Raw genomic sequence first — 13,574 nt, forward strand, 5'->3', positions numbered from 1 at the left:
GTTTTTACGTCCCCAGCGCCTGGGCGGCCTGGGCCTTGAGCTTCACCAGCATGGCGGCCAGGCCGTTGGAGCGGGTGGGCGAAAGATGCTTGGCCAGGCCGATGTCCTGGATGAAGGTGGGCTCGGTCTCCACGATCTCCCGTGCGGAGCGGTCGGAATACACGCGCAGCACCAGTGCGATCAGCCCCGACACGATGGCGGAATCGCTGGCGGCGTCGAAGTGCATGCGTGAGGCGTCGCCCGACGGAATCAGCCAGACCATCGACTGGCAGCCGTGCACCCGGTGCTCTTCCGTCTTCCACTCGTCGGGAAACGCCGCCAGCTGACGGCCGAGATCGATGAGGTACTGGTAGCGTTCGGTCCAGTCGCTGAAGAACGCGAATTCCTCCGCAATGGCGGTCTGGGCCTCCGCGGCCGTGGCTTCGATCGGTGTGCTCATGCCTTCACCACGCTCCAGCGCGTGCCCTGCGCGCCGTCCTCGATGGCGATGCCCCGCGCCTTGAGTTGGTCGCGGATGGCGTCCGATCGCGCAAAATCCTTCGCCGCTCGTGCGGCCCGGCGCTCTTCCAGCAGGGCCTCGATGGCTACCTCGTCCACGGCATCGCCCGGGTTGCCCTGGCGGAACCAGGCTTCCGGATCGTCCTGGAGCAGGCCGAGCAAGGCCGCGCCGCCGAGCAGGGCCGCCTTGGCCGGGCCTCGCTCCGCACCGCTGGCGCGCCGCGCCGTGTCCACCAGCTGGGATATCTCGGCCAGGGCCTGCGGCGTGTTGAGGTCGTCGCACAGCGCCGCCTCGACGGTGGCTGGCACCACCGGCTCCCCGGCATCCACGTCGGCCATGTCGCGCAGCGCGCCATACCAGCCGTCCAGCGTGCGCACCGACTGCGTCAGCGCGCTGTCGGACCAGTCCAGCGGCTGGCGATAGTGGCCGCGCAGCAGCATGAGGCGGAGGGCCTCGCCGGGGTGCCGCGCCAGCAGTTCGTGCAGTTGCAGGACATTGCCGATCGACTTGGACATCTTCCGGCCGTCGAACGTCAGCATGCCGTTGTGCAGCCAGTAGCGGGCGTAGGTCTTGCCGCCATGGGCGCAGACGCTCTGGGCGATCTCGTTCTCATGGTGCGGGAAGGTGAGATCCACGCCGCCGGCATGGATATCGATGGTCTCGCCCAGGTGCGTCTCGATCATGGCCGAGCACTCGATGTGCCAGCCGGGACGGCCACGACCCCAGGGGCTGTCCCAGCCGGGGAGGGTGGCGTCGGAAGGCTTCCACAGGACGAAGTCGCCGGGGCTCTTCTTGTACGGGGCCACCTCGACCCGGGCGCCGGCGATCAGTTCGTCCGGGTCGCGACCGGAGAGCGCGCCATACTCGGCATACGACTCCACATGAAAGAGCACATGGCCTTCGGCGGCGTAGGCGTGCCCGGACGCCACCAGCCGCTCGATCATCCTGACGATCTGCGGGATGTGATCCGTGGCATGGGGCTCGATATCCGGCGGCGCCACGCCCAGGCGGGCGATGTCCTGACGGAACGCCTCGGTGTAACGCGCGGTGATCTGGCCGATGGGCACGCCCGCCGCGCCCGCGGCGGCGTTGATCTTGTCGTCCACGTCGGTGATGTTCCGCGCGTACACCAGCGTCGGATAATGGCGGCGGATCAAACGTGCCAGGACGTCGAACACCACCGGCGGCCGGGCATTGCCGATATGGATGTAGCTGTACACGGTCGGCCCGCATACATACATGGTCACCCGGTCCGGATCGAGTGGGGTGAACGCTTCCGTGCGGCGCGTCAGGGTGTTGTAGAGCGAGATCGGCATGCGGGAATCCATGAACGTGCGCGGTGGGCGACCGGCCGTGAATACTAGCAAGGCGAGCGCCCGGGCGGGCACACGCACGTTGGCGCGTTCGGTTGACAGCAAATGTGACGACGCGGGCCCAAGGTTCTAAGCGTGGATTCAGCGTTAACTTGTTGAAATACACACCAGTAGGCGCGCCTGTGCGCCTGGCTGGAGGTTTTCCTACATGTCTCGCCTGCTTATCCCTGCCCTTATCCTCGCCGTTTTCGCCTCTGGCGTCAGCGCCCAGGATGGGCGCTATGCGCCTCCGCCCCCTCCGGGTCCGGCCGGCCCGGACGACAACACCCATTTCGGCTGGGCCGATGTCCTGCGTGTGGACCCGGTCTACGGCGTGGCGCGGGTCGAAACGCCGCGTCAGGAATGCTACGACCAGCCGGTCGTGCGTCGCGAATCCAGCGGTAACAGCACCGCCGGCACCATCCTGGGCGCCGTGGTCGGTGGCGTGCTGGGTAACACGGTCGGCCACGGTGACGGCCGCAAGGCCGCCACGGTCGTCGGCGCGGTCGCCGGCGGCGCGGTCGGCAACGGCATCGCCCGCAACGGCGACCGCACCTACGAAGGCACGGAAACCCGTTGCCGCGACGTCAGCTCGGTCTCGGAGCAGCGTCGCATCGCGGGCTACGATGTCGAGTACCGCTACCGTGGCGAGGTCTATGTGTCGCGCCTCAACTACGACCCAGGCGAGCGCCTGCGGGTACGGGTGAGCGTGGCGCCGGCAGACTGACCGGCCTAGTGCACGGCAGCGACGAAAAGGCCACGAGCGATCGTGGCCTTTTTGTTGCCACCATGCGCCCGTTTCCGCCATCCGCGCCATCCGCGCCTTCTACGCCATTCGCGCCATCCGTAACCACGTAGGAGCGCACGATGTGCGCGAAAAGCCAACAAAGCGGTGAAGCTGTACCGCTCGAGCAAGAGCCGGCGGGTAGCCCCCTCGGTGCCACGCCTACGGCGACCCGTCGTGGAAAGCCGCTAGCGCGGCCGTGTCTTTGATTCGCGCACATCGTGCGCTCCTACCCGCGGCCGTTTGTCTATTGCCCTTCGGGCCCGGGGCGGGCTTCGAACGGACGATTCGACATCCTGTCTCAGCGGAAACGGCCGGCCGTCCTGGCCGGCCCCCTTCGGGCCTGATCTGTGCGAATCCCTCGCCTGCGGCTACCGGCACCGAGGGGGCTACCCGCCGGCTCTTTCCCAGACTGAGGTGGGGTGTTGGGCGAGCAGCGCGCGGTGGTAGTGAGTGGATGCGAGGGTACGGCGTCACCGCGTTATTGGCTTTTCGCCCACATCGTGGGCTCCTACATGTGGGTTGTGCGTTGATTCCACGCACGGCGCATCTGTCGCGGATGATCGGCGGGTGGGGGGGGGGTAGGAGCGCACGCACGTGCGCGAACCCTCAACGTATCTAAGGCGACCGATGCCATGTAAAGCAGGCAAGCGAGCGTTCCCAGCCACGAAGCGAAACCAGGCTCTTCGCTCTTGCCACACGTAGCCTCAGTGCATGGAAGAGCCGGCGGGTGCCACCCTCGTGGCCGGTAGCCGCAGGCGAGGGGTTCGAACGGAAAAGGCCGCGAAGCGGGGCCGGCCAGGACGGCCGGCCGTTTTCGCGAGACAGGAAGTCGAGTCGAAAACCCCCGTTCGAAGCCCGACCCGGCCCGAAGGGCAATCAATAAACGGCCGCGGACGCGGCCCTTCATTGACGGGTCGCCGCAGGCGTGGCCACGAGGGTGGCACCCGCCGGCTCTTGCTCCACAGCCCAAGACCCAGCGCGAGGCCGAAGGCGAGCCAACCCAAGTTGCGCGACGCAACAAATCCCGGCATGATCGGACTTCCATGTTTCGTGACCCTGCCGTGTCCCATACCGTCTACACCGCCGTCGTCTTTACCAGCGCCCGCATGGCCGCAGGAATGACCTCGCGTGCTCGTCGACCGTACATCGGACATTCGGCCGGGTAGGCTGTCGCGCGCATTTCATCTGCATCGACTAAAAAACCCGGCCCCGTGCCGGGTTTTTTCGTTTCCAATTCCTGCCATTCCACCCACGGCCCCCGGGCCACCGACCGATCTGGATTGCCATGACCGTTCGCCATTTCCTCAACACCCAGGATTACAGCCGCGCCGAGATCGACGCCCTGCTCACGCAGGCCGCCGAGTTCAAGCGGTCGCCGCAGGGCCAGCAGCTGGCTGGCAAGTCGATCGCGCTGCTGTTCTTCAACCCGTCCATGCGCACGCGCACCAGCTTCGAACTGGGTGCCTTCCAGTTGGGCGGGCACGCGGTGGTGCTGGCGCCGGGCAAGGACGCGTGGCCGATCGAGTTCGAGGTCGGTACGGTGATGGACGGCGATACGGAGGAGCACATCGCCGAGGTGGCCCAGGTGCTGTCGCGCTATGCCGACATCATCGCCGTGCGCGCCTTCCCGAAGTTCGTCGACTGGCAGGTGGATCGCCAGGACATCGTGCTGAAGGCGTTCGCCCGCTACGCCACCGTGCCGGTGATCAACATGGAGACGATCACCCATCCCTGCCAGGAGCTGGCCCATGCCATGGCCCTGAAAGAGCACCTGGGCGACCTGCAGAACAAGAAATACGTGCTGACCTGGACCTACCATCCGAAGCCGCTCAACACGGCGGTGGCGAATTCGGCGCTGATGATCGCGACGAAGATGGGCATGGACGTGACCCTGCTGTGTCCCACGCCCGAGTACATCCTCGACCAGCGCTACATGGACTTCGCCAGGCAGAATGCCGCCGAGAACGGTGGGTCGCTGCAGGTGTCGCACGATATCGAATCGGCATACAGCGGGGCGCACGTGATCTACGCCAAGAGCTGGGGTGCCATTCCGTACTTCGGCCGCTGGGATGAAGAGAAGGCCATCCGCGAGGCGAACAAGCATTTCATCGTCGACGAGGCCAAAATGGCGCTCACCGACCGTGGGCTGTTCAGTCACTGCCTCCCGTTGCGCCGGAACATCAAGGCGACCGACGCGGTGATGGATTCGCCCGCCTGCATCGCCATCGACGAGGCGGAAAACCGTCTGCACGTCCAGAAGGCCGTCATGGCCTCGCTCATTTCGCACGCGTCGGGCGCCAGGTCCGGCCTCGGTTTCTGATTCGTCCTTCCTCTTTTCCTTATCCCTTTTCCCTTTTCCCGGAGCCAGCATGTCCAGTAAAGATATCGTCCTCGCCTTCTCGGGCGGCCTCGACACCAGCTTCTGCGTCCCTTACCTGATGGAGCGCGGCTACGCCGTGCACACCGTGTTCGTCGACACCGGCGGCGTGTCGGCGGAAGAGCGCGAATACATCGAGCAGCGCGCGACCGAACTGGGTGCGGCCTCGCATCGCACCGTCGACGCGTCGCAGGCGATCTGGGACAGCTTCGTCACGCCGCTGATCTGGGCGGGCGAGTTCTACCAGGGCCAGTATCCGCTGCTGGTGTCGGATCGCTACCTCATCGTGAAGGCATCGCTGGAGCGTTGCGATGAACTGGGCACCAAGCTGTTCGCGCACGGCTGCACCGGTATGGGCAACGACCAGGTGCGCTTCGACCTGACCGTGCGTGCGCTGGGCGATTACACCATCGTGGCGCCGATCCGCGAGATTCAGCGCGAGCACACGCAGGTGCGTGCCTACGAGCAGGCCTACCTCGAAGAAAAGGGCTTCGAAGTCCGCGCCAAGACCAAGCACTACACGATCAACGAGAACGTGCTGGGCGTGACCATCTCCGGTGGCGAGATCGACGCATGGGAAATCCCGGGCGAGGGCGCGGTCGGCTGGTGCGCGCCGCGCGCCGAATGGCCGTCCGAACCGCTGCGTATCGAGCTGGGCTTCGAGCAGGGCGTGGCCGTCTCACTCGATGGCAAGGCGGCGACGGGTCCGCAGATCCTCGCTTTCCTCAACCGCGAACTGGCGAAGTACGGCGTGGGTCGCAGCCTGTACACAGGCGACACCAACATCGGCCTGAAGGGCCGTATCGTGTTCGAGGCGCCGGCACTGACCGCGCTACTGACCGCGCACCGCGCGCTGGAAGAAACCGTGCTCTCCAAGCAGCAGAACCGCTTCAAGCCGGAAATCGGCCGCAAGTGGACGGAAGTGGCCTATGAGGGCTTCTTCAACGATCCGATCAAGGCCGACCTGGAAGCCTACCTGGTGTCCACGCAGCGCAAGGTCGATGGCAAGGTCATCGTCGAGACCCGCGGCGGTTCCATCTACGCGGTGAAGGTCGAGTCGAAGAACCTGCTGCACTCGTCCAAGGCGACCTATGCACAGGCGGCCGACTGGGGCGTGGCCGAGGCCGAGGGCTTCATCAAGCTCTACGGCATGAGCTCGACGATCTGGGCGGAAGTCGACCGCGCCAACGGGAACTGATCCACGACCATGGACAAGCTACTCGACGACACCCTGACCCATCTGCGTGCGCTGGTCGGTTTCGACACGCGCAACCCGCCGCGTGAGATCGGCACCGACGGCATCTTCGACTACCTGCGCGCCAACCTTCCCGGGTTCGATGTGCAGGTCACCGACTTCGGTGCCGGCGCGGTCAACCTTTACGCCGTGCGCGGCACGCCGAAGTACCTGTTCAACGTGCACCTGGATACCGTGCCGGATTCGCCGCACTGGACGGCGAGCCCGCACGAGCTCCGGGTGACCGGGGACCGCGCGATCGGCCTGGGTGCGTGCGACATCAAGGGCGCCGCGGCGGCGCTGGTCGCCGTGGCCAACGCCACGCAGGGCGACATGGCCCTGTTGCTGTCCACGGACGAGGAAGCCAACGATGCGCGCTGCATCGACGGCTTCCTGAAGACGCCGCGCGACTACGAGGCGATCATCGTCGCCGAGCCGACCCAGGGTGAAGCGGTGCTGGCGCACCGGGGCATCCTCTCGGTGCAGATGCGTTTCCAGGGCCGGGCAGGGCATGCCTCGGGCGACCAGAAGCCGTCCGACAGCGCATTGCACCAGGCTACCCGCTGGGGCGCCGCCGCGCTGGACCACGTGCAGGCGCTGTCGCACGAACGCTTCGGTGGCCTGACCGGTCTGCGCTTCAACATCGGCAAGATCGAGGGCGGCATCAAGGCGAACGTCATCGCCCCCACGGCGGACGTGCGTTTCGGCTTCCGGCCGTTGCCCTCGATGGATGCCGACGCCCTGCTGGAGACCTTCCGTACGCTGGTCGATCCGGTACCCGTGGAATACGGCGAAACCTTCCGCGGCGATTCGTTGCCGGCGGGCGACATCGCCACGGCCGAGACTCGCCGTCTGGCGGCGCGCGATGTCGCCGATGAGCTGGGCATCCCGGTGGGCAACGCCGTGGACTTCTGGACGGAAGCGGCGCTGTTCTCCAGGGCCGGCTACACCACCTTCGTCTACGGCCCGGGCGATATCGCCCAGGCGCACACGGCCGACGAGTGGGTCCTCCTCGAACAACTGGCTGCCTATGCCAGGACCATCCATCGGATCGTCGACAGTGGAATCTAACCAACATACCCGCAAGACCATCGTGCGCCTGCTGTCCTCCATGGGCAGCGCGCGTGAGATCCAGCAATACCTCAAGCGTTTCTCCCAGCTGGACGCCGCGCGTTTCGCCGTGGTCAAGGTGGGCGGCGCGGTGCTGCGCGATGACCTGCCGGCACTGACGTCCTCGCTGTCCTTCCTGCAGCAGGTGGGCCTGACGCCCATCGTGCTGCACGGCGCGGGCCCGCAGCTGGACGAGGAACTGGCCGCCGCCGGGATCGAGAAAAAGACGGTGAACGGCTTGCGGGTGACCTCGCCGGAGGCGCTGGCCATCGTGCGCCGCGTGTTCCAGGCGCAGAACCTGCGCCTGGTCGAGTCGCTGCAGGAAGCCGATACGCGCGCCACCTCGGTGCCGTCGGGCGTGTTCGCCGCCGAGTTCCTCGACCAGGCCACCTTTGGCCTGGTGGGGCGTGTGCGCGAGATCAACCTCGCGCCGATCGAGGCCAGCCTGCGTGCCGGGTCCATCCCGGTGATCGCCAGCCTGGGTGAAACCGACGCGGGGCAGATACTCAACATCAACGCCGACTTCGCCGCCAACGAACTGGTGCGCGTGTTGCAGCCCTATAAGATCGTGTTCCTGACGGGCACCGGTGGCCTGCTGGACGGCGAGGGCACGGTGATCGATTCGATCAACCTGTCGACCGAATACGACCAGTTGCTCAAGCAGCCCTGGCTGCACTCGGGCATGCGCCTGAAGATCGAGCAGATCAAGGACCTGCTGGACGATCTGCCGCTCACCTCGTCGGTGTCCATCACGCGCCCGGCCGAGCTGGCCAAGGAACTGTTCACCCACAAGGGCTCGGGCACCCTGGTACGCCGTGGCGAGCGCGTGTTGCGTTTCGAGTCGTGGGAGGGCGTGGACAAGGCCCGGCTGCGCGAGCTGATCGAATCCAGCTTCGGTCGCAAGGTGGTGCCGGATTACTTCGAGCGCACCGACCTGTATCGACTCTATGTGTCCGAGAACTATCGCGCGGCGATGGTGCTGACCCAGGACGAAGGCTTCGCGTACCTCGACAAGTTCGCGGTGCTGGACGACGCGCAGGGCGAAGGCCTGGGGCGTGCCGTGTGGCAGGTGATGCGCGACGAGAACCCGAAGTTGTTCTGGCGCTCGCGCCACGGCAACGTCATCAATCATTTCTATTACGCGGAGTCCGACGGCTGCTTCAAGCAGTCGCGCTGGAAGGTGTTCTGGTACGGCCTGGACAACTTCGCGGACATCGAACGTTGCGTCGCGCATTGCGCCACGCGCGTCCCCACCCTTCAGGACTGAGCGGTCATGGCAAGCAAGACCATCGGCATCGTCGGCGCGCGCGGCCACACGGGCGCCGAGCTGATCACACTCGTCGCGAACCATCCCGGCCTCGAGCTGGCCTTCGTCTCGTCGCGCGAACTGGCAGGGCAGCCGCTCGCCGACCACAACGAGGCTTACAAGGGAGCCCTGGCCTTCGGCAACCTCGATCCCGCCGCGGTGGCGGAGCAGGGGGTGGACGTGGTGATCCTGGCCTTGCCCAACGGCAAGGCGGCACCTTATGTGGAGGCGATCGACAAGGCCGGTGGCTCTACGGTGATCGTCGACCTGTCGGCGGACTACCGCTTCGACGAGCGCTGGTACTACGGCTTGCCCGAGCTCTACCGCGACCGCTGGCGCGGCGAGAAACGCATCAGCAACCCGGGTTGCTATGCCACCGCGATCCAGGTGTCCATCGCACCGATCAAGGACCTGCTGGCGGCGCCCCCGGTGTCGTTCGGCGTATCCGGCTATTCCGGCGCGGGCACCACGCCCTCGGACCGCAACGATCCGGAAAAGCTGCGCGACAACCTCATGCCGTACGCGCTCACCGGGCACATGCACGAGAAGGAAGCCAGCCGCCACCTCGGCATGCCGGTGGAATTCATGCCGCACGTCGCCCCGCATTTCCGTGGCCTGACGGTAACGACCAACCTCTACCTGGCCAAGCAGGCCAAACGGGAGGATATCGTCCGTCGCTTCGAGGCGCGCTACGAGAAGGAAAAGCTCATCCATGTCGTCGACGAGGCGCCGTGGGTCAGCCAGGTCGCCAACCGGCATCATCTCGACGTGGGTGGTTTCGCGCTGTCCGTGGACGGCCGTCGCGTGGTGGTCGTCGCCACGCTGGACAACCTCCTCAAGGGCGCGGCCACGCAGGCCCTGCAGAACGTCAACCGTGCGCTCGGCTTCGACGAGCTCACCGCCATCCCGCTTTAAGGACCCTACGATGACCCAGCCGCTCTGGCAGAAATCCGGCATCCAGGTGGACGCGAAGATCATGCGTTTCCTCGCCGGCAACGACGTGGTGCTCGATCGTGAGTTCTTCCTGCACGACATCACCGCGAGCAAGGCGCACGTCGAGGGCCTGGCCAATATCGGCGTGGTGTCGCACGACGAGCGCGATGCCCTGCTGCGTGAACTGGACACGCTGGCGGCCGACTTCTCGGCCGGCACGTTCGTGCTCGACGACCGTTTCGAGGACGGTCACTCCGCCATCGAGGCACGCCTGACCGAACGCCTGGGCGATGCCGGCCGCCGTGTGCATACGGGGCGCAGTCGCAACGACCAGGTGCTGGTGGCGACACGCCTGTGGTTGAAAGAAAAACTCTCGACGCTGGAAGCGCTGTGCCGCCGTATCGCCGAGGTCTGCCTGGAGCGCGCAGCGGGCGATGCGCTGCCGATGCCCGGGTACACGCATATCCAACGGGCGGTGGTGTCGTCCACCGGCATGTGGTTCGCGGCGTTCGCCGAGGCGTTCATCGACAACACCCTGCGCGCGAAGCAGGCGCTGGCGCTGATCGACGCCAACCCACTGGGCACCGCCGCGGGCTACGGTGTCAATGTGCCGCTGGATCGCGCCCATACCACGGCGGCCCTTGGCTTCGCCCGCATGCAGGTCTCGCCGATCTACGCGCAACTCTCGCGCGGCAAGTTCGAGATGGCCGCGCTGGACGCGGTGGGTACGGCGTTGCTCGACACGCGCCGCCTGGCCTGGGACCTGTCGCTGTTCACCACGGCGGAGTTCGACTTCGTGGCGCTGCCGCCCGAGTACACCACGGGTTCGTCGATCATGCCGAACAAGCGCAACCCCGATGTGGTGGAACTACTGCGCGCCAGCTATGCCAGCGTGGCCGCCGCGCGCACCGAGATCGAGCAGCTGCTGTCGTTGCCTTCGGGCTACCAGCGTGACCTGCAATTCTCGAAGGGTTCCCTGTTCCACGGTTTCTCGATGGGCCTGGGTGCCCTCGACCTGCTGCCGGACATGCTTGCGCGTTTCGAGTGGAAAGCGGACAAGATGCGGGCCGCGATCGAGCCGGCGATGTACGCCACCGATGTCGCGATCGAGCAGGCCGTGGCCGGTGTGCCATTCCGCGATGCGTACCGTGCCGCCGCCGAAACCGCCGCCTCGGCCGGCGAAGGCCGCACGCCCGAATCCAGCCTCGCCGCCCGCACCTCCCCCGGCGCCGGCCACGACCTGATGCTGACCACCCTCCACCAACGACTCGCCACCCTCGACTCACCACCTCGCGACTCGTCACCCTGATGTAGGAGCGCACGATGTGCGCGAACCCTCATGCTGCATCTCGCGAATGAGGCCGTAAATCTAAAAATCAAAGGCGGTTGAGCACGTCCCCTATCCCGAACGACAACGCAACCTCAAGCAATAACGCCATCTCATCGCGCACATCGTGCGCTCCTACACGTAACAACGCACCCTTCACCAACAACGCACCCTTCACCAACAACGCGCCGCCATCGCGCACATCGTGCGCTCCTACACAGTCCATATCACCTGGGAGGCATCATGGCTGGCGGGTTCAACGAGCAACCGTTGCCGACGTGGCAACGCGCCGTGCTCAAGGTGGGCAGCAGCCTGCTGACGACGCCAGCAGGCGGGCTCAGCGGCGAGCATGCGGAAGGCCTGGCCGCCTTCGTACGCGCCAGCCGTAGCGCCGGTCGCGAGGTGGTCATCGTGTCGTCGGGTGCGGTCGCGGCCGGGCGGGGTTTTGCCGCGCCGGAGCGCGCCGCGGGGCTGACCGGTCGCCAGGCGCTGGCCGCGCTGGGCCAGACAAGGCTGATCGCATTGTGGCAGGGTTTTTTCGATGCGCCGGTGGCACAGGTGTTGCTCACCCACGACGACCTGCGCAACCGCCGCCGCTACGTCAACGCGCGTTCCACCCTGCGCGAGCTACTCGCGCTCGGCGCCATCCCCGTTATCAATGAAAATGACACGGTGGCGGTGGACGAGCTGAAACTGGGCGACAACGACAACCTCGCCGCCATCGTGGCGGCGCTGGTCGATGCCGACGTGCTGTTCATCGCGTCGGACATCGGCGGCCTGTACACGGCCGACCCGCGCACCGATGCCGACGCGCAGTCCATCGACAGCGTCGCGGCGGTCACGCCGGCGCATCTCGCCAGCGCGGGCGGCGCGGGTACGGCAGCCGGCACGGGTGGCATGCGGACCAAGCTGGAAGCCGCCGGCAAGGCCGCGGCGGCAGGCATCGAGACCGTGCTGTTCAACGGCCGCGACGCCGTCTGCGTCGCACGGCTGTCCGATGGCCTGCTCACCGGCACGCGGCTGCACGCCCCCGGTATGCCGCTCGCAGCGCGCAAGTACTGGCTGCGTCACGCGCCTACGGCAGGCCGCATCGTGGTCGACGAAGGCGCCGCGCGAGCGGTGCGCGAGCGTGGCGCCTCGCTGCTGCCCGGTGGCGTGTCCGCCGCGACCGGCGATTTCGCGCGTGGCGACGTGGTCGAGATTGCCGAGGACGACACTGTTTTCGCCCGCGGCATCGCACAGTATGCCGCCGTCGATATCCGGCGTATCGCGCGCCGCCATACGCGCGATATCGAGGTATCGCTCGGCTACAGTTACGGCGAGAACGTCGTCCACCGTGACGACCTGGTCGTCCTTCCCGCATGAACGAGGCCACCATGACGCTTACCCTGCGCGAGCGCGCGCTCGACTGTCGCGATGCGGCATCCGCCCTCGCGTCCCTCGACACGGCGGCCAAGCGACACGTGCTGACTGTCATGGCGAAGGCGCTCGAAGCGGCCGCTCCCGCCGTCCTCGCGGCCAATGCGATCGATATGGCCGCGGCGCGCGCGAGCGGCAATGCCACGGCCATGCTCGACCGCCTGCGTCTGGACGACGAACGGGTGCTCGCCATCGCGCGGGCCATGCGTGACGTGGCCGCGCTACCGGACCCGGTCGGCCTGGTCACCCGTCGCGAAACACGGCCCAACGGTATCGAGGTGCAGCGCGTGCGCATCCCCCTCGGCGTCATCGCGATGATCTACGAGGCGCGGCCCAACGTCACCGCCGATGCGGCCGCACTCTGCCTGATGGCTGGCAATGCGGTGATCCTGCGTGGCGGCTCCGACGCCATGCAGTCCAACATCGCCATTGCCGACGTGCTGCGCGGCGCCCTGCGCGATGCGGGCCTGCCGGAGGCCGCGCTCACGCTGATCGACGATCCGCGCCGCGAAACGATGATCGAACTGCTGCAGTTGGTGGACATCGTCGACCTGGCGATTCCGCGTGGCGGCGAGGGCCTGATCCGCTTCGTGACGGAGCATGCGCGCGTGCCGGTCATCAAGCACTACAAGGGCGTCTGCCATCTCTACGTCGATCGCGACGTCGATCACGACCTGGCCCTGCGCCTGCTGGTCGACGGCAAGACGAGCCGTCCCGGCGTGTGCAATGCGCTGGAGACATTGCTGGTCCACCAGGATGCCGCCGCCGCATTCCTGCCACGCGCGATCTCGCGCCTGCGCGAGCTGGGCGTGCAGGTGCGCGGCGACGATGCGACGCGCGCACTGGCAGAGGGTGTGGTGTCCGCTTCGGAGGACGACTACGCCGCCGAGTTCCTGGACCTCGTCATCGCCGTGCGGGTCGTCCCGACGATCGACGACGCCATCGCACACATCCGCCGCTATGGTTCCGACCACACCGAAGTGATCGCCACGCGCGACGATGCGGCGGCCGCGCAATTCATTCGTGCCATCCGCTCGGCGGTGGTCATGGTCAATGCGTCGTCGCGCTTCAGCGACGGCGGTGCGTTGGGACTGGGCACGGAAATAGGCATCTCGACCACGCGCCTGCATGCTTATGGCCCGATGGGCGCGGAGTCGTTGACGGTGGAGCGGTTCGTGGTGCGCGGGGCGGGGCAGGTCCGCCATGCGGAAAGCACGGCGGGCTGAGTCG

The 13,574-nt window shown here is 66.8% G+C and carries 13 protein-coding genes; 9 read left to right on the forward strand and 4 right to left on the reverse strand.

Annotated features, from left to right (window positions below):
• Positions 1 to 4: 4 nt before the first annotated feature.
• Positions 5 to 439, reverse strand: a complete 435-nt coding sequence (locus tag AB8808_RS06600; protein WP_369927805.1) for a SufE family protein — start codon at positions 437 to 439, stop codon at positions 5 to 7.
• Positions 436 to 1,815 (reverse strand): cysteine--tRNA ligase, encoded by a 1,380-nt coding sequence (gene cysS, locus AB8808_RS06605; protein ID WP_369927807.1) that lies wholly within the window; start codon positions 1,813 to 1,815, stop codon positions 436 to 438. The genes AB8808_RS06600 and cysS overlap by 4 nt, the downstream gene beginning before the upstream one ends.
• Before the next feature lie 205 nt (positions 1,816 to 2,020).
• On the opposite strand from cysS, the gene AB8808_RS06610 reads away from it, so the two are divergent.
• Positions 2,021 to 2,578, forward strand: a complete 558-nt coding sequence (locus tag AB8808_RS06610; protein WP_369927809.1) for a glycine zipper 2TM domain-containing protein — start codon at positions 2,021 to 2,023, stop codon at positions 2,576 to 2,578.
• A 1,135-nt stretch (positions 2,579 to 3,713) separates the two neighbouring features.
• On the opposite strand, the gene AB8808_RS06615 is transcribed toward AB8808_RS06610, so the two are convergent.
• Positions 3,714 to 3,887: a hypothetical protein gene (locus tag AB8808_RS06615; RefSeq protein ID WP_369927811.1), complete on the reverse strand. Its 174-nt coding sequence runs from the start codon at positions 3,885 to 3,887 to the stop codon at positions 3,714 to 3,716.
• A gap of 36 nt (positions 3,888 to 3,923) precedes the next feature.
• On the opposite strand from AB8808_RS06615, the gene AB8808_RS06620 reads away from it, so the two are divergent.
• Genes AB8808_RS06620 through AB8808_RS06645 form a run of 6 tightly spaced genes read left to right on the forward strand, consistent with a single transcriptional unit; the run spans position 3,924 to position 10,907 of the window.
• Positions 3,924 to 4,958, forward strand: coding sequence for an N-acetylornithine carbamoyltransferase (locus AB8808_RS06620; RefSeq protein ID WP_369927813.1), 1,035 nt, complete (start codon positions 3,924 to 3,926; stop codon positions 4,956 to 4,958).
• Positions 4,959 to 5,007: 49 nt separating this feature from the next.
• Positions 5,008 to 6,213, forward strand: a complete 1,206-nt coding sequence (locus AB8808_RS06625; protein WP_369927815.1) for an argininosuccinate synthase — start codon at positions 5,008 to 5,010, stop codon at positions 6,211 to 6,213.
• Between the two features lie 9 nt (positions 6,214 to 6,222).
• Positions 6,223 to 7,320, forward strand: a complete 1,098-nt coding sequence (locus tag AB8808_RS06630; protein WP_369927818.1) for an acetylornithine deacetylase — start codon at positions 6,223 to 6,225, stop codon at positions 7,318 to 7,320.
• Complete coding sequence (locus tag AB8808_RS06635) at positions 7,280 to 8,626, forward strand: acetylglutamate kinase (protein ID WP_369927820.1); 1,347 nt, start codon at positions 7,280 to 7,282, stop codon at positions 8,624 to 8,626. Before AB8808_RS06630 ends, AB8808_RS06635 begins: the two co-directional genes overlap by 41 nt.
• Before the next feature lie 6 nt (positions 8,627 to 8,632).
• Positions 8,633 to 9,580 carry an N-acetyl-gamma-glutamyl-phosphate reductase gene (gene argC / locus AB8808_RS06640; protein WP_369927822.1) on the forward strand — a complete coding sequence of 316 codons (948 nt, stop codon included), beginning with the start codon at positions 8,633 to 8,635 and terminating at the stop codon, positions 9,578 to 9,580.
• 10 nt (positions 9,581 to 9,590) lie between these two features.
• Entirely contained in the window at positions 9,591 to 10,907 is a 1,317-nt protein-coding gene (locus AB8808_RS06645) for an argininosuccinate lyase (protein WP_369927824.1), read from the forward strand.
• Between the two features lie 67 nt (positions 10,908 to 10,974).
• Here AB8808_RS06645 and AB8808_RS06650 read toward each other — a convergent pair whose 3' ends face one another.
• Entirely contained in the window at positions 10,975 to 11,127 is a 153-nt protein-coding gene (locus tag AB8808_RS06650) for a hypothetical protein (protein ID WP_369927826.1), read from the reverse strand.
• A 41-nt stretch (positions 11,128 to 11,168) separates the two neighbouring features.
• Here AB8808_RS06650 and proB point away from each other — a divergent pair, with 41 nt between their 5' ends.
• Positions 11,169 to 12,290, forward strand: coding sequence for a glutamate 5-kinase (gene proB, locus AB8808_RS06655; RefSeq protein WP_369927829.1), 1,122 nt, complete (start codon positions 11,169 to 11,171; stop codon positions 12,288 to 12,290).
• A gap of 11 nt (positions 12,291 to 12,301) precedes the next feature.
• The gene (locus AB8808_RS06660) at positions 12,302 to 13,570 is read left to right on the forward strand and encodes a glutamate-5-semialdehyde dehydrogenase (RefSeq protein WP_369927831.1); all 1,269 of its coding nucleotides are present in this window, start codon (positions 12,302 to 12,304) and stop codon (positions 13,568 to 13,570) included.
• Positions 13,571 to 13,574 lie beyond the last annotated feature (4 nt).

The organism is Xanthomonas sp. NCPPB 2632 (genome assembly GCF_041228075.2).
In the GTDB taxonomy this organism is placed as follows: Bacteria; Pseudomonadota; Gammaproteobacteria; order Xanthomonadales; family Rhodanobacteraceae; genus Luteibacter.

Coding starts and splice junctions, on each gene's coding strand:
- AB8808_RS06600 (WP_369927805.1), bottom strand. CDS start 439: ATGAGCACACCGATCGAAGCCACGGCCGCGGAGGCCCAGACCGCCATT.
- cysS (WP_369927807.1), bottom strand. CDS start 1,815: ATGCCGATCTCGCTCTACAACACCCTGACGCGCCGCACGGAAGCGTTC.
- AB8808_RS06610 (WP_369927809.1), top strand. CDS start 2,021: ATGTCTCGCCTGCTTATCCCTGCCCTTATCCTCGCCGTTTTCGCCTCT.
- AB8808_RS06620 (WP_369927813.1), top strand. CDS start 3,924: ATGACCGTTCGCCATTTCCTCAACACCCAGGATTACAGCCGCGCCGAG.
- AB8808_RS06625 (WP_369927815.1), top strand. CDS start 5,008: ATGTCCAGTAAAGATATCGTCCTCGCCTTCTCGGGCGGCCTCGACACC.
- AB8808_RS06630 (WP_369927818.1), top strand. CDS start 6,223: ATGGACAAGCTACTCGACGACACCCTGACCCATCTGCGTGCGCTGGTC.
- AB8808_RS06635 (WP_369927820.1), top strand. CDS start 7,280: ATGCCAGGACCATCCATCGGATCGTCGACAGTGGAATCTAACCAACAT.
- argC (WP_369927822.1), top strand. CDS start 8,633: ATGGCAAGCAAGACCATCGGCATCGTCGGCGCGCGCGGCCACACGGGC.
- AB8808_RS06645 (WP_369927824.1), top strand. CDS start 9,591: ATGACCCAGCCGCTCTGGCAGAAATCCGGCATCCAGGTGGACGCGAAG.
- proB (WP_369927829.1), top strand. CDS start 11,169: ATGGCTGGCGGGTTCAACGAGCAACCGTTGCCGACGTGGCAACGCGCC.
- AB8808_RS06660 (WP_369927831.1), top strand. CDS start 12,302: ATGACGCTTACCCTGCGCGAGCGCGCGCTCGACTGTCGCGATGCGGCA.